This window comes from Mycobacterium sp. 852014-50255_SCH5639931 (genome assembly GCF_001665605.1).
Classification (GTDB): Bacteria; Actinomycetota; Actinomycetes; order Mycobacteriales; family Mycobacteriaceae; genus Mycobacterium; species Mycobacterium paraffinicum.
In genome coordinates this window covers 389,241-405,082 of sequence record NZ_LZSV01000002.1, presented here as the reverse complement: position 1 = coordinate 405,082, position 15,842 = coordinate 389,241, and the positions used below count along the sequence as shown (strand labels likewise).

Below are 15,842 nucleotides of genomic sequence, written 5' to 3'. Positions count from 1 at the left end.
TTGCCGTCGTCTACCGCGCCAGGCCCGACAATCCCGGCCGCGGTCGGATGTTGCCCAGGTTATGGGCTGGGTTCCGGCCGCGGCAAGGATGCGCGGGCGGACGCTTCGCCAGGGTGATGCCGCGGGGCATGATGTTCGGGTGAGCGCGGGCCCGGACAAGATCGAGGTCGGCGGTCTCTGGTTCGACGCCCTGACCGAAGAACAGGTCGTCGACGTCGTGCGCGAAGCGTGGGCGGCCGGCCGCGGCGGCTCGATCGTCCCGGTGAACGTCGATGTGGCCCGGGCGGCCGCACGCGGCCCCGAGCTGGCCGAACTGATAGCCCGGGCATCCCTCGTCGTCGCCGACGGGATGCCGCTGGTGTGGGCGGCGCGGGCCAAGGGCGACCGGCTGCCCGAGCGGGTCGCCGGCTCGTCGTTGATCTTTCCGTTGAGTGCCGCGGCGGCCGCCGACGGGAAGTCGGTGTACCTCCTGGGCGGCGCCGAAGGGGTGCCGGAGCGGGCGGCCGGGGCGCTCGTGGCGCGGTCCGCCGACCTTCGCATCGCCGGCACCCTGTCGCCGCCGTTCGGCTTCGACGACACGGAGGACGGGGCGCGGCGGGCGGTCGCCGCCGTCGCGGCCAGCGCACCCGATCTGGTCTTCGTGGGTTTGGGCTTCCCCAGGCAGGAACGCCTCATCGAGCTGGTGCGCCAAGAGCTCCCCCATACCTGGTGCCTCGCCTGCGGCGGCGGCATCGCGATGACCGCCGGGGTCGTCCGCCGGGCCTCCCCCATGCTGCAACGGCTCGGATTCGAGTGGGTGCACCGGCTGGCGCTCGAGCCGCGCCGCCTTGCCCGCCGGTACCTGCGGGACGATCTACCGTTCGCGCTGGCGTTGGTGATTCGCTCTGCGGCCCAACGGTTCAGGCGAGACTAGATTCCTTGGCGCTCAAGATGAGTCGCACGGCGGCGGCGAGGTCATCGACCACCACGTCGGCGCCCGCCGCCTCTGTGTCACCGGCGCGGAGCAGGACGGTCGCCGTGCCGGCCGCTCGGCCCGCCTCCACATCGCTCTCGCTGTCGCCGATCATCACCGCCTCGGCCAGGGCGAAACCATGCTCGTGTGCCGCGCGCACCAACATGCCCGCACCCGGCTTGCGGCAGTCGCAGCTGGCCGCGGCGTGCGGGCAGTGGTACGCGGCGTCGAGGCGGGCGCCTTCGGCCGCCAGGAGTTGTTCCAGGCGGTCGTGGACGGCGGCGAAACGCGCCGCGTCCGCGGCCGGCTCCGATAGCCAACGCTGATTGGTCACCAGGATGGTGCGCAGACCGGCCGCGTTCAGGGCGGCCACCGCCCGGGCGGCGCCCGGCAACAACACCAGCTCTTCGGGGGACCGGATGTACTCCCCGTCGGCGGCCTTGACGTTGAGGGTCCCGTCCCGATCCAGGAAGACAGTGCTCACTTTCCGCAGATCGGGCATCAGTCGCGACGGTCTCAGCAGGGCCGGGGAAACAACGCCGCTTCGACCATCTCGCAGATCGAGTGGCCCAGGTGCAGGCAGGCCTCCTGGACCCGTCCGGTGTTGTCGCTCGGTACCCGGATGCAGAACTCGGCCACATCGGCCACCTTTCCCCCGCGCGCACCGGTGAGCGCCACCGTCGTCATCCCGGCATCGGCGGCCGCCTCGAGCGCACGAACGACATTCGGTGAGTTGCCCGACGTGGTGAGGCCGACCACGACATCCCCCGCGCGGCCGGCGGCGAGCACCTGACGGGCAAACACCTCGTCATAGGAGTAGTCGTTGCCGATCGCCGTCATCGCCGCCGTGGCGTCCGGCAGGCTGAACGCGGCGAGACCGGGACGGTCAAAAGCGAAGCGCCCCATCAACTCTGCGGCCAGATGCCCCGCGTCTTGGGCGGACCCGCCGTTGCCGAAAAAGATCACCTTTCCGCCGGCTCGCAACGACTCGATCATCAGCCTTGCGATCTCGACGGTCTGCTCGGCGATGGCGCCCGACAGCATCTGCTGCTTGACCGCGATGGTGTCGGCCAGCCGCTCCTGGACCACCTCGACGCTTGGCGTGACGACATCCGAGCGGCTCATGCCTGCCATGTGGTCAATCCCTTGCTCTCGAAAGCGAATTCGGTGATGGTGGCCCCGGCCGACTCGAGGCTTTCGATCAGGCGGTGCTTTTTCGCGAAGTCGCAGAACAGCAGGATGTAACCGCCGCCACCCGCCCCGGTGATCTTGCCGCCGAGGGCACCGTTGCGCAGGGCCAGGTCGTAGAGCTCGTCGATGCGCGCATTGGTGATGTACGGGGACATGCGCTTCTTCTGGGTCCAGGCCTCACCCAGCAGGGCGCCGAAATCGTTCAGCTTGTTCGTCAGCAGGGCGGCCTTCATGGCAACGGCCAGCTCCTTCTGTGCCCGGAGCCCGGCCAGGGTGTCGTCGGCGCCGGTGGTGGCGCGCCTGGTTTGGTCCTCGATCACCCGGGCGGAGTCCCGCGTGATGCCCGTAAAGCACAGCAGCAGGCTCAGTTCCAGCTCGAACGCGGTCTCCTCGCGGATGCGCAGCGGGTTGACGATCACCCGGTCGGTGAACTCGATGAAGTTGAATCCCCCGAACGTCGCCGCGTACAGGTCCTGCATGCCACCCGTGATGCCCAGGTCCTCACGCTCGATGGCACAGGCCAGCTGCGCGGTCTCGTATTCGCCCATCGGCACGCCGTAGTGCTCGGCGAGCAGGCCGGTCAGCGCGACCATCATCGTCGACGACGAGCCCAAACCCGATCCCGGCGGAGCGCTCGAACGCAGCACCAGGTCGTAGCCCTCCGTGCCCTCCTTGCCGAACCTGCGCACCGCAGCCTTGATCAGATCCAGGCTGCCGTCGTAGAGGATCTCGCTGTCGAGCGTCATTTCGTGGGTGGTCTTGAAGTCCACCGACTCGATCGTGACCCGCCGATCGGTGCGCGGGGACAGCGATCCCTGCGCGTACCGATCGATGGTCGCGGAAAGGACGCAGCCGCCTTCGGTGGTCGGGAATGGCGGTACGTCCGTGCCGCCCCCCGCGAATGAAATCCGCAGCGGGGCACGTGCGCGGATTCGGGGCCGGGGCAGGTGATTCACTGTCGACGTACTCCGCTCAGCCTGCCGACGCGCGTCCCGCGATCGTCAGCGAAAAGTGCGCCACGTCCTAACCCCATCCGTTGCCTGCGCGAGGCCCCAATGCATCGCCTCTCACGAAGAGCCCTAGCGTAACAGCCGGATCGGCAGAAAAATCGGGATTCACCTGCGGATTATGCCAACCCGTCCAAGCCTTCACGAAAGCGATGAAATGAGCCAGGATGCAGTCGAATTGACCCGTGGTCTGCTCACCGAGGCCGCGGAACCGCGGCACGGTTTCCTCGACGTATTGGGCGAATCGACGAGTTCCCCGGCCCCGACGTTCGCGCAGCGCGCCATGAACAGCCCCCTCGTCGCGACGGTCTACGAGCGGCTGTGGCGCCCGGCCGCGTTCTATGCGGCCAGCGGCGTCACCACCGGCGCCGAGCAGCGGCGCGCGGCCACGGCGTTGCGGCTGTCGACCGCGGGACGATTGCTCGACGTCGCCTGCGGCCCAGGCAATTTCACCGGATCGCTGGCGGAACAGCTACCGGATGGCGGCCTCGCCGTCGGTTTCGACATCTCCGAGCCGATGCTGACGCGCGCCGTCCTGGACAACAGCACCCCGCGCACCTGCTATGTCCGCGGAGACGCCCGCGCGTTGCCGTTCGCCGACGCGACATTCGACGCGGTCTGCTGCTTCGGGGCCCTGTACCTGATGCCTGAGCCGTTCCGCGTGGCCCGCGAAATGGTGCGGGTGCTCAAGCCCGGGGGCCGCATCGCGGTCCTCACCAGCTACGTCCCGGACCTGCCGCCGGTCCGGCATGCGATGACCGCCGGCGCCCGCGTCATCGGGCTCACCATGTTCGACCGGCACGCCTTCGTCGACCTGTTCTGCACGGCCGGGCTGGTCGATGTCGAGCAACAGACCCAGCGGGCGCTGCAGTTCGTCGCCGCCGCAAAGCCGGGCTGAGGGGACTAGGAGGCCACCTTGCACACGCCGAGGACCCGGACGACGGGGGTGCCCGCCGCGCATTCCAGCACCCAGGGGTCGCCGCCGTCGATGGGCTCCGACGCCAGGGTGAACAGCACCGGCTGCCCGCTGCGCTGCGTCATCTGCGTGCATTCGACCCGGAACAGGCGATAATCACCACCCTGATCGATGGCGAGCGAGAACCCTGGCCGCACCGACTCAACCGGCACCTTTTGCAGGTAGTAGTCAACGTTCATCCGTCGACCGTAGGACCGGTATTCCGGCGCGCCGGGGGCCGCCACGCGCCTCTTAAGCAATGTTCAGGCAAATTTTGGGACCGTATTAATCTTCGTCGCGCGCATGCGCACCGGGCTGCAGGACGAACTGGGCGATGACGGCCGCCATGTCGTCGATCGCGCGGCGGGGTATGACTTCGTAACCATGCGTGCTCAGCGTGGGCACGCACAGCAGGCCCGCGCGCGGTGTCAGCCCGTTGGCCTTCGAGTGCGACGCGTCGGATTCGAACGCGCCCAGCACGGCGGCCTGGGGCGACAGACCCAGCTCGGTGGCGATGCTCATCAGCCGGTCGGCGACGTCTTTGTCGTAGACGCACAAAGCGTCGCTATAGCCGACGATCGGGCCGCCGGTGACGGTGGTGCCGTACTCCTGCTCGGTGGGGCCCACCTCCAGCGCGAGGGTGAGGGTGCCGGGCAGCGACCCGCTGGCGTAGGTGCCGCCCACGCCGCCGATCTCCTCGTTGGTGGTGAACACGAGGTAGACGTCGTCGACGGGCCGCTGGCCGCGTTCGCGCAGCTGGGCGGCCGCGCGCAGCAGGGCGGTCACCGCGGCCCGGTCGTCGAGGAAGTAGCAGCCCAGGTAGCCGCCGAACTCGACCAGCGTCCTCTTGCTGCGATCGACGCACACCCGGGTACCCGGGCGCACGCCGGCGACTTCGAGCTCGTCGGTGCTCAGGCCGGTGAAGACGTAGACGTGATCCCAGTCCAGGGCCTTGTCGCCCTGGTCGGGCTTGGTCTGCCAGATCCGCTGGCTCTCCTGCGTGGTGTGCTCGGAACCGAGCGTGAGCACCGCGGTCAGCGTCTCGTGCTGGCCGAGCACGGCGACCGGCCCGAGGCCGAAGTTGCCGGGATACATCGTGCCCAGCTGGGTCAGGTGCAGCGTGCCGTCCGATTCCACCCGCTTGACCAGCATGGACAGTTCATCCATGTGCGCCATAACCCGCGTCGCCACGCCGGGTTCGGCCGCCGAGGACACCCGGTGCCGGTGCGCGCGCCCAACGCCGTCGGCGGGAGGGTCGGCGGCGATGTACCCGATCAAATTGCCGGCATCGTCGGTCCACATGTCGTCGACGGCGGGTCGCAGTTCGCGGGCACACACGGCGCGTACGTCGGCCTCCTGGCCGCACGGCCCGTAGGCCCACAGAAGTTCTTGCAGCAGGCCGTCGGGGGCGTTGTCCTCGCGCGTCGCCATTCGGTCCTTTCGGGTTCGCGGCTCGTCCGAAAGGATCAGTACCCGCCTCAAGTGGTGTGCAACCGCGGGCCCGCTCGACGCGCCGGTTACGCGTACGCGAGTTCCAGTCGTTCGAGGCGGCGCACCAGCAGACTGGGGAGCCACCTTCCGACGGCGGCGGCCGTGACGTTCGAGGTCCGCTCGAGGAGGTGGCCCAGCACGATGGTCGCCTCCAACCTTGCGAGGGCGGCTCCGACGCAGAAGTGGATTCCCTTCCCAAAGCTGATGTGGCCCTTCCCCGCAGGCCGGTCGAGCCGAAACTCTGCTGGGTTGTCGAAGTGCGAGGGGTCCCTATTGGCGGCTCCCCACAACAGAATCAGCCGCGAACCCGCCGGCAGTTCGGCGCCGCATAGTTCGGTGTCGTTGACGACGTGCCGGTAGTGACCACGGAAGGGCGGTTCGTAGCGCAGCACCTCTTCCAGGAACGCCCCGACCGCGTCCGGCCGATCGCGCAGCTGCCGCTGGATATCCGGCCGAGTCGCTAAAACCCAAGCGGCAGAACCGATCAGGGAAGCCGTGGACTCACCGCCCGCACTGAACAGTGTGATCATCATGGCGAGTGCCGCTAAGTCGTCCAAATCGCCGGAAGCACAGGCGGTAGCGAGATCACCCAGCAGATTGTCTTGCCGGTTGCCGGCCGCGTCCTGGAACCGTTCGGTGATGTAGCCGCCGAGTTCCATCACCGCGATGCCCGCGGCGTCCAGCTGATCTTGGGTGACCAGCCCTTCGACCACTTGGGTCGCGGAGTAACCCCACTGGATGAGCTTGTCGATGTCCGCGTCGGGAACGCCGATGATCCTGCCGACTATCATCATCGGCAGCCGGTTCGCCATTGCGCTCATCCATTCGATGCGTCCGTCTCGCGCCCGGGCATCCCAGATCCGCGCTGCGGTCTCGGCGATGAATGGTTCGAAGGCGCGGATGCGCTTCGCCGCGAGTTGTGGCAGCAACGCCTTCCGATGCACGGAGTGGACCGGCTCGTCAGCGGTGGCCAATGCTTGGGTGGGTCCGCCGAGTTCTCCCATCGGCAAAGCTGCGACCGCTCCTCCGGGCTGATACATCATCGTCGCGGTCAGGTTCGACGAGAAATCGGCGCAGCGTGTGACCGCCTCGCTCACACCAGCCCAACTGCTCACCGCGTAGAAGTCCGAAGCTCCGATGCGATGGACATGTCCGGCCTGATGCATCCGCTCGTAGAGCGGATGCGGGTTCTGGATGAACTCGTCGTCGAATAGCGCCAGGCCAAGACCACCGTCTCTCGATGTCATTCCTCAACGCTGAGCGGCGAAGACCTGCGGAGTCAATCGTGGTCGACGAAGTTGCAATCCCGGACACCCGCCTGCTGGCCGCGTCGTCTCACTAGGGCGACATGAACTGCGACGACGGTGAAAGGTATCGCCAAGATCGTCTCAATTCTGAGAAGATATACGTCCAACGACTCAAGGGGGTGGAGGCCGTGGCCCGAGACGACTGGGTCGTTGGTGGCGATCGCCGGGCCGCGGCGGCTGAACGTATCTACGCCGCGGCAACCGACCTCGTGCTTCACGAGGGGCTAGATGCTTTCGACATCAACACCCTGGCGACGCGGGTCCACTGCTCGCGAGCCACCATCTACCGCTACGCGGGCGGCAAGACCCAGATACGAGACGCGGTGCTGATCCGCCTGTCAGCGGGGATCGTCGACACCGTTCGCGGTGCCGTCGAGGGGCTGATTGGCCCCGAACGCGTCATCATCGCTGTCACCGTCGCGCTCGAAGAGATCAGGTCAAATCCACTGCGGCGACTGATGATTAGCCCCGGCATCTCCCCTGACTGGGGCGAGTTGCATTCCTCGGCGGTGCTCAGTCATCTTGCCGCCGAACTCACGGGAATCACTGACGACCCGGAGGCGGCACAGTGGATCGTGCGTGTGGTGCTCTCCCTGACGTACTGGCCACTCGCGAGCAGCCGCGTCGAACGAAAAGTACTGCAGCGGTTTTTTGCTCCCGGCTTCACCGAAGGGTGAATCAGCCGGCCGCTAATGACAGGCGTCCAGGCTCCTCGATCGCCCCCTCGATTCGTTGACGGCCGTCATTGACGAGCGTCAGCAACTGTCGTACCGTGCAGCGATGGAGTCACAGGCCCCTACCGAAGCCGCAACATCGGCGCGGGGCGTCCGGGAGGCTCGGCGGCTCGAAACCCGGGCACGCTTGTTCGACGCCGCGCTGGCTGAGATTGCCCAGCGCGGGCTGGCCGCTGCCGACGTGAGCGCCATCGCCGCCGCGGCGGGCGTGGTGCGGGGAACGTTCTACTTCCACTTCCCGACGAAGGAGCACGTTCTCGCCGAGTTGGAGCGCAGCGAGGAAACGCGGATCATCAGCGAACTTGGCGCCTCCAACGGCGACCTGTCGTCGATCCTCTCGCAACTCGTCACCCACGTCCTCGATGCCGAAAAGCGTTTGGGCGCAGCGGTTTTCCGCGACATGCTCGGCCTACATTTCTCGTCGTCCCGGCCGGTCGAAGACGAGTTCGCGCAACACCCGCTCGCACGGTTTCTGGTGGGCCTCATCAGCCGGGCGCAATCCGCGGGACAAGTCTCGGCCGAGGTAGACGCCGCGGAACTCGGGACCTTCTTTCTCACCGGACTCTTCGCCCTGCTGGCCACCGGAACACACGATCCTGCGCAGTTAAGCCGTTACGTGACAACGATTGTCAAAGGAATGGAGAAACGATGAACGGCATCGAAGGATACCGAGATTTTCTGGCCCGCCGTGACGGCGAAGCCGACCTGCTCAACAGGCGGTTGGCCAATCGCGAGCAGTTCTTCAACGATCTCGAGGCCAACCCCGTCCGGTCAGCCCACCCCGCCGACCGAGACACCTTCCTTCGCAACCTGCGCCGGCGGCGACCGGAAGCCGGGCTGGATCCGAAGATGCTGTTCCTGCTGGCAACGGCCAAACTGAACCAGGCTGAGAGGTTCGGCGTCGGACTCGGCGAAACCTACGGCCGCAACAGCGATCAGAACCTGCCGCCCGAGAACGTCTACCTCGAACTCGAAGAGCACTACCACACGCGGCTGCTCGCGTACGCGCTCGACATCTTCGATCTGACCTTTCAAGTCGTTCCCCCGCCATTCGTGATGCGCCAGTTCGTGAAGACCGGCGTGTTCCTCCCCGAACGGCTGAGCTTTGCCTTCGTCGGAGCCGCTGAGATGGCGGGCTGCATCATGTTCGACGAACTACGCCGCGCCGGCATCAAGCTATTCGCGGACGAACCGGAAGTCGCCGAGCGAATAGAACTGCTGTACAGCGAGATCCTGACGGACGAGATCGGACACGTCGGCTACTGCGCGTCACGCTGCACCGCCGGGGAGCGGGCGATGATGCGGCGCCTCTATCCACTCATTGGACGAATGTTCGCTCGCCAGACCGCCGAGATCAGCCTCCTGATCGACCCGAAGGCGTTGCACGCCCGGCTCGACCGCCCCTTCAACGTCGACGAACTGACCGCCGACCTGGACAACGAAACGTATCTCGTCGCCCACCCGTGACGAGTTGAGTGCTTGAACACGGGATCCCAATTCGGGGAGTAACGTCATCAGCCTGTCCGGGGAACGAATGGCGAACTTTCTGGCGGTGCGATGCAGCTGGTCTGGCTCAACGTTGCCGATCTGATCGGCCAGGCCGGCGGTGACCCGTGGGCGATCAACCGGAGTCTGCAGGCCGGGAACCCGTTCGAGATTTCTCAATTGGCGGACGCCTTCCACCAGGCCGGCGTGTGCACCGCCGAGGCGGACCATGCGTTCGACCAAGCCCGTAACCGATTCGACGGAGCCTGGAACCACCAGAACGGCGACCACCCGATCAACGACTCGGCCGAGGTGCAGCGGACGGTCAAATCGCTTGGGGCGCAATCCCTGAAGCTGCCCAAGATTGGGGTCGACCTGGAGAACATCGCGGCCGCCCTGGCCGAGGCTCAGAAGGCCGGCGCCGCCCAAATCGCCGCGCTGGAACGGCAGTTACAGCTGCTCGACAAGCTCATCGGCGCGGCGATAAAGGATCTGGAGGACCCCAAACTCGACCCGAGCAGTCGTTCCCAGCTGGAGTCGTTGATCAAAGACGCCCGCGCCGACGCCGCCGACGAGACCAGGGATGCTCTGCACCAGCTGCAGTCGATCCGCGACGGCTACTCCAACACGCTGCAGAGGTCACTGGGCGCCCTGCACGGCGACGGATACGACCAGTCGGGCATCCAGGCGGTCGAGGGTCCGCTGTCGCCGGTACCGGACCTGCCGGATGACCCCAAGCAATTTGCGGACGTCTGGAACACTCTTACGCCGGCGCAGAAAGACCGGGAGTACCAACGGAACCCATTGATCGGAAATCACAATGGGATGCCCACGGTGGACCGGGACCATTACAACCGGCTCGACCTGGCCGACGAACTGGGCCGCGCTCAGGCGGCCGCTGCACAGGCCGACGCGCTGAAGGCCCAGCATCCCGATTGGGCAGCGGGCAAGAACATTCCGCCGCCGAACGAGCCGGGGGCGATCTTCGACGACCGCCTCGCCTACGAGGCGTGGCAACGCCAATACGATGCCGCCCGGGACGGGGCCAAGTACCTGCCCGACCTGCAAGCCGTCGACAGAACCGTCAAAGCGAGCCCCGATCGCAAGCTCATGCTGCTCGACACCAAAACCGGCAAGCAGGCCCGCGCCGCGATCGCGGTCGGAGACCCCGACACGGCCACCCACGTATCGGTCACCGCGCCCGGCTTGAACACCACCGTTCACGGCGCCATCGGGGGCATGGTGTCCGAGGCGACCGACGCGAGAAAGGAAGCGCTCCGCCAATTGAGCCTGACCCCTGGGCACGAACACGACACCGTCTCGGCCGTCGCGTGGATCGGTTATGACCCACCGCAGGTGGCGGGCTTCGACGACATCGGCAGATCGCTCGCCGGCGGGTGGGACGTCAGCCACGACGCCGTCGCCAGAGCCGGTGCCCATGACCTGGCCGGCTTCTACGACGGGATCCAGGCCGCCCACCACGGCGGCCCCGCCGACCTCACGGCGATAGGACACTCCTACGGCTCACTGACCACCGGCCTTGCCCTGCAAGAGCCCGGCGATCACGGGGTGTCGCGGGCGCTGTTCTACGGCTCCCCCGGCATCGAAGCCTCCACACCGCAACAACTCCACCTGCAGCCCGGGGATGTGTTCACCATGGAAACGCCCGACGACCCGATCCAGTGGACGTACGACGGCCCCGCCATCGCCCACGACGTCGCCCCGTTCCTGCCTCCGCCCTTCCGAGACCTCGCTACAAGTGTCCTGGGCGCGGCGGACGCCTCCGGCGCCGGCCACTTCGGCCCGAACCCGGCGACCAACCCCAACTTCACCCACCTGGCCACCGGTTCCGCCACCGTGCCTGACGGCCACGGCGGCACCCTCACCCTTCAAGACGCGCACGGCCACAGCGACTACCCCCGCTTCCCCGACGGCGGCGGGCTCAGAACGACCAACTACAACGTCGCGGCCGTCCTCGCCGGACTCGGAGATAAGGCGGTTCCCACGAAGTGAGCAATTACCAGACCAGCCCCCGGAACCTGCAACGCCACGGCATTTCGTGCATCGCCATGGCCGCAATCGCACTAGCCGCAGGAGGATGCCACGTGAACCACCCCTACGCGCCTACCCCACCCAACGACGCGACCAAGGCCCTCCAGGTGCTCAAGTCCCTGCCCTCGTTCGAGGACACCCAAACCCAGGTGCAGGCCGCGATGAACGAGATCACCGCCGCCGCAAGTAAATTGATCCCCTCAATCACGTGGGAGACACCGCACGAGGGCTCGGGCGACAATTGCGAGCGACCGTACGAGCAAACCGACGGCAAGCGGTACTTCCTCCCCGACGCCGTTGCCCCCAACGTGCCAGTCTCCGAGCAACAGTGGGCGACGATCCAAGAGACCGCCAAACAGGCGGCCGCCAAGCTCGACGCCACCGAGCTGCAGGTGATGCAGAACAGCCCCGGGAACCACGATGTGGGGTTCTACGGCCCCACCGGGATCTTCATCAAAGTCGGATACCGGGGAAACCTTGTCGTCGCCGGCTACACCGGCTGCCGGCTGCCCCGCGACAAGAAATAGATCGGATCGGCGCCGAGCGTGCCTGACCTGCCCAAATCCTTTGGGACTAAGGGGATTCGAACCCCTGACCCACTCGATGCGAACGTGTGAACTAGGGCGTTTGCGGCCATCGACGGCGTTGGCCACGACGTAAACTGGCACGCCACAGCGTTGACGGCGTCGGCGGGTAAAGACAGAAGGCGCTGGCCGTTCCAGGCTTTCAGGAGGAAGGCCGAGTGGCACCCCCCCACCCCTATCGGAATGTTGCGTCGTGTCCGTGGATCGACAGCGACGTCATTCGTGGATGGAGGATTGCTGGGCCTAGCCATTGAGCAACGAAGCGGCGTAGCGCGAGTCCTTCGCGTGGCGGTTGCCCAGGATCGGTCAGAAGGGACTGAACTGTGCGTAAGGTCATTTCGGCGAGTTGTGTAAGCGCGGTGGAGTCGAAGCCGTGAAGCTTCCAATCGACATCGAGGCGATGGAAGGCCGACAAGCAGAAAGTGATTGCCGTATCGGAGGTGAGCGAGGTGGCAGCTTCGCCCCCTGGCGGTTTGGCGAGCAGGCTCTCCAACTGCGGATCGCCGGTGAGTTTCTCGACTGCGAACGAAATGATCTCGACTACCGCAGGAACCGGGTCGTTGAGGCCACCGACATGGTCAAGAACTTGATCGATGAACCCGTTGACCGAACGCATTGCGCTGGCGATGAGCAGCGCGTCGGCGTTCGGAAAGTAGCGGTACACCGTCTGACGAGTGACTCCGAGCCTGCGGGCGACGTCGGCCAGGCGTAATGCCGAACCGTGCTCAGCGATCACCTCGTCGACCGCATTCAGAATGCGGGCGATTGCCTCCTCGTCCGAGGCGGGTGTGGCGCCCGCCCAGCCGCGACTACGCACCCGCCGTCACGAGCCTCTCGGCCTCGAACTCGATCTCAAGTGATGTGGGGCCTGTCATTCCCAGCAGAGATTTCCACGGGGCCGGCGCGATGCGATGGGGTGCGGTGAGACGTCGGGTGAGGATTGTGAGTGCCTCCGCCAATTCCCGACGTGCAAGGTTCGCCCCGAGGCAGTAGTGCGCACCTCCGCCGAAGGTCAGAATTGCGGGTGCCTCCTTGCGTGCGATGTCGAAGCGGTCAGCATCGTCGTAGATGGCTGGATCGCGGTTGGCTGCAAAGGTGTTCACCAGTACGAAGGTCCCCGCCGGGAACGTGTAACCGCCAAACTCGGCATCCTCGGTGGCGGCTCTCGGCGCGATACAGACCGCCGGTGAGTGGCGCATGCTCTCCTCGACCGCCTGCATCGCAAGCTCGGGCTGGTCGCCCAGTTTCGCCCATTGATCCGGATGCTCGCACAGCACCTGCACCGACGCGGCCAGTTGATGTCGCGTCGTGTCCGTTCCCGCCATCAAGAAGCCGGCCACCAGCATGCGCAGTTCGTCGAGATTCAGCCGGTCGCCGTCGCTTTCGGCTCGGATAAGCTCAGAAAGCAGATCATCGGTTAGATGGTTCCGGCGTGCGCCGACCATGTCATCGACGTAGGCGTCCAGTTCGCTCCAAGACCGCATGATTGCGGATTCATCGAAAGTGGCGTCGGGCTGAAAGTTGAAGGCCTTGAAGATTTCGTCGGTCCATTGCGAGAACTGCTCCCAGTCCTGCTGCGGCGCTCCGATCAGCGCGCACATGATCGGGGTGGGGTAGGGCCGCGCGATGTCGGTCACGACGTCGCACCGACCGGCGTCTACCACTCGATCGATCAGCCCGTTCACCACCTCATGAATTGTGTCCTTGAGGCGTGACGTCGCGCGGGGAGTGAACGCCCTCGAAACCAGCTTGCGTAAGCGAGTGTGTGGCGGGCCTTCGAGACCAAGAAGACTGCTCATCATCTTGTCGTATAACGGACCTGAGGTGACGCCCTGCGCTGCCAGCGTGATGCCGGGTGGCATGCGGAACCTGTTGTCGCGCAGGATATCTCGAGCCATATCGTAGGACAGGATTTCCGGGCCGAGCGGCCCGATGGCGATGGGCGCACACGATTGCGCAGCTCGGACATCTTCGCGGATGTCATGCGGAGTGGCGGTGAGGTCGTAGCTGAACGTGGGGAGGCCAGCGTCGAAGACGCTGGGAGCGGCGCTGTTCACATTCATCGTTGTCTCAACTTCCGCGGAGGACTTGGCAGACATCGTTTGGACATTCTCGCAATAAGCGTATGACCTTCATCTCCTGCTCGTCAATGATCTCTGATATTTGCCCAGCTAGAGTTATAGGCTACCTCCTACGGTCATACGTTTTTCTGAGATATGTCGGTATGGTGGCTCGCAGCAGCAGCTGCGAAGGACCGCGCCGCGTGGCCCGCCAGCAACCGCCTCATATTCGCGTGTTCGGGATCCGCAGTAAGACGGCTCACCGCCCGCGATGGGCCAGTCGGATTAGTCGGCGAGTACCCGGTAAATCGTGGCCGTGCTGACACCAAGAGTCGCCGCAATTGTGTTAGCGGACTCCCGGCGGCATGCATACGTTGCGCGAGAGCCGTTTTCGAGGCGTCCAACGCCTTCGGGCGGCGTCCTGCGGAACTCAAACCGGCGAACGCGTGTGTTCCGTCCCGCTGTCCGGAAGTGTCAGGCGGCGGACGACAGGTTCCCAACCATCACTCCGCACGATCTACGCCACACGGCAGCCAGCCTCGCGGTACGTGAGCGGGCCAACGTGAAAGCCGTGCAACGGATACTCGGCCACGGGGAAGGCATCAATGACTCGACACTTATGCCGACCTGTTCGATGAGGACCTGGATGAAGTTGCGGACCGTCTCGATGCGGCTATCCAAGCCGCTGCGGACGCTCTGCGGACGGCGGAAGTTCCCTCGCGGGCGGCAAGCGCCTGACCTGCTCAAACTCTGTGGAGCTAAGGGGATTCGAACCCCTGACCTACTCGATGCGAACGAGTCGCGCTACCAACTGCGCCATAGCCCCTGACCGCTAGCAGGCTACCAGCCGCGCCGCGAACCGCCGAACTGCCGGCACTACTCGCCGACGGCGCGCGGCAGGTCCCGGGGCCAACCGAAGTTCCGCATCGGCATCGCGTAGTCCAGGTGCTCGAAGATCGGGTCCTCGTCGTCGATTTCCAGGACCACCGCGCCGGGGCGCCGCAGCCGCGATGGGACCACGTCGTAGTCGCGGTCGTAGGCGTTCTCCACGCCCATCCGCGCCCGCGCCATCCGCTGCATGCGGCGGCGGCGCACCCTCTCCTCGATGCGGGTCTGGCGGCGCAGGTACGCCAGGTACAGGAGCGTCACGGCGGTGGCGGTGCCGCACGCCCACCAGGCGCTCGGCGAAATCTTGAACGCGGCGGTGGCCGTGCCCACCAGGACGACGGCCATCACCATCAGCACCCGCTTGCGGAAGGCGAACTTGCGGGCGCTGACCGCGGCCGCGGTCTGGGTGTCGAACCGGCGGCGGCGCGAGGCGTTCCGGGGGGCCGGCGCCGGCATTTCCTCGTCGTCGGATTCGGCCTCCGGCTCCAGACCCGAAGAGTCCTCGACGTATTCGTAGCCGTCGTCGTCCTCCTCGCCGCTGTGGGCGACCACGTCGGTGTCGGAATCCTCGTCGTCCTCGCCGGCCTCGGCCTCCTCGACCGCCACGCCCACCGGGAGCGCCTGCGAGTCCTCGACGACGTCGACGTCGAGATAGTCGGGCTCGGTGAGCTCGGGAGCCGCGACCTTCATGACCACCGGGCGCAACTGGCGCAGCTCGTCGGTGTCGTGTTCGTCTCCGTGCTCTTCGTCCTCATCCTCGGCGAGGTCGCGGTCCTCGTCGAGCTCGGTTTCGGCCGACTCTTCCGGCGGCTTCCAGTCGGGGTCGCTGCGGTGACCGGCGGCCGGAGCGCTGCGTTTGATCAGGCGCGAGTTCCCGCCACCGTTGAGGACCCGGGTCGCCAGGGCCACGTCGCTGGTGCGCCGCACGGCGTCGCGTTTGCTGACCAACATCGGCACCAAGACGAACAGCCAGAGCACTACGAGCGAAATCCACAACAGTGACTGCGGAATGCTTGGCATGACGACCTGCTCTCTTCGGTTCCGATCCCCGCCGGGCCCACCGGGGCCAGCGCGGCCGGGTCTTTTGTGACCAGGACAATTACACACCTGTAATTTGCCTCTCACAAGCACCACGA

The 15,842-nt window shown here is 66.2% G+C and carries 16 protein-coding genes, 1 tRNA gene and 2 pseudogenes; 8 read left to right on the top strand and 11 right to left on the bottom strand.

Annotated features, from left to right (window positions below; translation table 11 throughout):
- Positions 1–139 precede the first annotated feature (139 nt).
- A complete protein-coding gene (locus tag A5758_RS02460) occupies positions 140–913 on the top strand; it encodes a WecB/TagA/CpsF family glycosyltransferase (RefSeq protein ID WP_067735869.1) in 774 nt (257 codons plus the stop codon).
- Here the strand turns inward: A5758_RS02460 and A5758_RS02455 are convergent.
- The 3 genes from A5758_RS02455 to A5758_RS02445 are packed head-to-tail and all read right to left on the bottom strand — an operon-like array spanning position 900 to position 3,090.
- On the bottom strand, positions 900–1,454 hold the full coding sequence (locus tag A5758_RS02455; protein ID WP_067735866.1) for an HAD-IIIA family hydrolase: 555 nt from the start codon (positions 1,452–1,454) through the stop codon (positions 900–902). The two genes, A5758_RS02460 and A5758_RS02455, sit on opposite strands and share 14 nt — an antisense overlap.
- A gap of 14 nt (positions 1,455–1,468) precedes the next feature.
- A complete protein-coding gene (locus A5758_RS02450) occupies positions 1,469–2,086 on the bottom strand; it encodes an SIS domain-containing protein (RefSeq protein WP_197503681.1) in 618 nt (205 codons plus the stop codon).
- Entirely contained in the window at positions 2,074–3,090 is a 1,017-nt protein-coding gene (locus A5758_RS02445) for a GHMP kinase (RefSeq protein ID WP_067736163.1), read from the bottom strand. Before A5758_RS02445 ends, A5758_RS02450 begins: the two co-directional genes overlap by 13 nt.
- A 217-nt stretch (positions 3,091–3,307) precedes the next feature.
- Between A5758_RS02445 and A5758_RS02440 the strand changes: the two genes are divergently transcribed.
- Positions 3,308–4,048: a class I SAM-dependent methyltransferase gene (locus tag A5758_RS02440; RefSeq protein WP_067735860.1), complete on the top strand. Its 741-nt coding sequence runs from the start codon at positions 3,308–3,310 to the stop codon at positions 4,046–4,048.
- A 5-nt stretch (positions 4,049–4,053) separates the two neighbouring features.
- Here the strand turns inward: A5758_RS02440 and A5758_RS02435 are convergent, their stop codons facing one another.
- The 3 genes from A5758_RS02435 to A5758_RS02425 all read right to left on the bottom strand — a co-directional run bounded on the left by A5758_RS02435 (position 4,054) and on the right by A5758_RS02425 (position 6,843).
- Positions 4,054–4,305 carry a hypothetical protein gene (locus A5758_RS02435; RefSeq protein WP_067735857.1) on the bottom strand — a complete coding sequence of 84 codons (252 nt, stop codon included), beginning with the start codon at positions 4,303–4,305 and terminating at the stop codon, positions 4,054–4,056.
- Between the two features lie 85 nt (positions 4,306–4,390).
- Positions 4,391–5,536: a M42 family metallopeptidase gene (locus A5758_RS02430; RefSeq protein WP_067735854.1), complete on the bottom strand. Its 1,146-nt coding sequence runs from the start codon at positions 5,534–5,536 to the stop codon at positions 4,391–4,393.
- Positions 5,537–5,622: 86 nt separating this feature from the next.
- On the bottom strand, positions 5,623–6,843 hold the full coding sequence (locus tag A5758_RS02425) for a cytochrome P450 (protein WP_067735851.1): 1,221 nt from the start codon (positions 6,841–6,843) through the stop codon (positions 5,623–5,625).
- Between the two features lie 188 nt (positions 6,844–7,031).
- Between A5758_RS02425 and A5758_RS02420 the strand changes: the two genes are divergently transcribed.
- The 5 genes from A5758_RS02420 to A5758_RS02400 all read left to right on the top strand — a co-directional run bounded on the left by A5758_RS02420 (position 7,032) and on the right by A5758_RS02400 (position 11,701).
- Positions 7,032–7,580 carry a TetR/AcrR family transcriptional regulator gene (locus A5758_RS02420; RefSeq protein WP_067736160.1) on the top strand — a complete coding sequence of 183 codons (549 nt, stop codon included), beginning with the start codon at positions 7,032–7,034 and terminating at the stop codon, positions 7,578–7,580.
- A gap of 103 nt (positions 7,581–7,683) precedes the next feature.
- Positions 7,684–8,289: a TetR/AcrR family transcriptional regulator gene (locus A5758_RS02415; protein WP_067735848.1), complete on the top strand. Its 606-nt coding sequence runs from the start codon at positions 7,684–7,686 to the stop codon at positions 8,287–8,289.
- Complete coding sequence (locus A5758_RS02410; protein WP_067735845.1) at positions 8,286–9,104, top strand: hypothetical protein; 819 nt, start codon at positions 8,286–8,288, stop codon at positions 9,102–9,104. Before A5758_RS02415 ends, A5758_RS02410 begins: the two co-directional genes overlap by 4 nt.
- A gap of 90 nt (positions 9,105–9,194) precedes the next feature.
- Positions 9,195–11,135, top strand: a complete 1,941-nt coding sequence (locus A5758_RS02405; RefSeq protein ID WP_067735841.1) for an alpha/beta hydrolase — start codon at positions 9,195–9,197, stop codon at positions 11,133–11,135.
- 92 nt (positions 11,136–11,227) lie between these two features.
- Positions 11,228–11,701 carry an LppA family lipoprotein gene (locus tag A5758_RS02400; RefSeq protein ID WP_067200283.1) on the top strand — a complete coding sequence of 158 codons (474 nt, stop codon included), beginning with the start codon at positions 11,228–11,230 and terminating at the stop codon, positions 11,699–11,701.
- 232 nt (positions 11,702–11,933) lie between these two features.
- On the opposite strand, the gene A5758_RS02395 is transcribed toward A5758_RS02400, so the two are convergent.
- From A5758_RS02395 to A5758_RS26440, 3 genes and pseudogenes are all read right to left on the bottom strand, one after another.
- Entirely contained in the window at positions 11,934–12,575 is a 642-nt protein-coding gene (locus A5758_RS02395; RefSeq protein WP_067200279.1) for a TetR/AcrR family transcriptional regulator, read from the bottom strand.
- The gene (locus A5758_RS02390) at positions 12,568–13,821 is read right to left on the bottom strand and encodes a cytochrome P450 (protein ID WP_067735839.1); all 1,254 of its coding nucleotides are present in this window, start codon (positions 13,819–13,821) and stop codon (positions 12,568–12,570) included. Before A5758_RS02390 ends, A5758_RS02395 begins: the two co-directional genes overlap by 8 nt.
- Before the next feature lie 282 nt (positions 13,822–14,103).
- Positions 14,104–14,234 (bottom strand): annotated as a pseudogene (locus A5758_RS26440) (helix-turn-helix domain-containing protein); the annotation flags it as partial.
- Positions 14,235–14,266: 32 nt separating this feature from the next.
- On the opposite strand from A5758_RS26440, the pseudogene A5758_RS26160 reads away from it, so the two are divergent.
- A pseudogene (locus tag A5758_RS26160) lies at positions 14,267–14,350 on the top strand (hypothetical protein); the annotation flags it as partial.
- A gap of 221 nt (positions 14,351–14,571) precedes the next feature.
- On the opposite strand, the gene A5758_RS02385 reads toward A5758_RS26160, so the two are convergent.
- A tRNA-Ala gene (locus A5758_RS02385) sits at positions 14,572–14,644 on the bottom strand.
- 50 nt (positions 14,645–14,694) lie between these two features.
- Positions 14,695–15,726: a gephyrin-like molybdotransferase receptor GlpR gene (gene glpR / locus A5758_RS02380; protein WP_067735836.1), complete on the bottom strand. Its 1,032-nt coding sequence runs from the start codon at positions 15,724–15,726 to the stop codon at positions 14,695–14,697.
- Positions 15,727–15,842 lie beyond the last annotated feature (116 nt).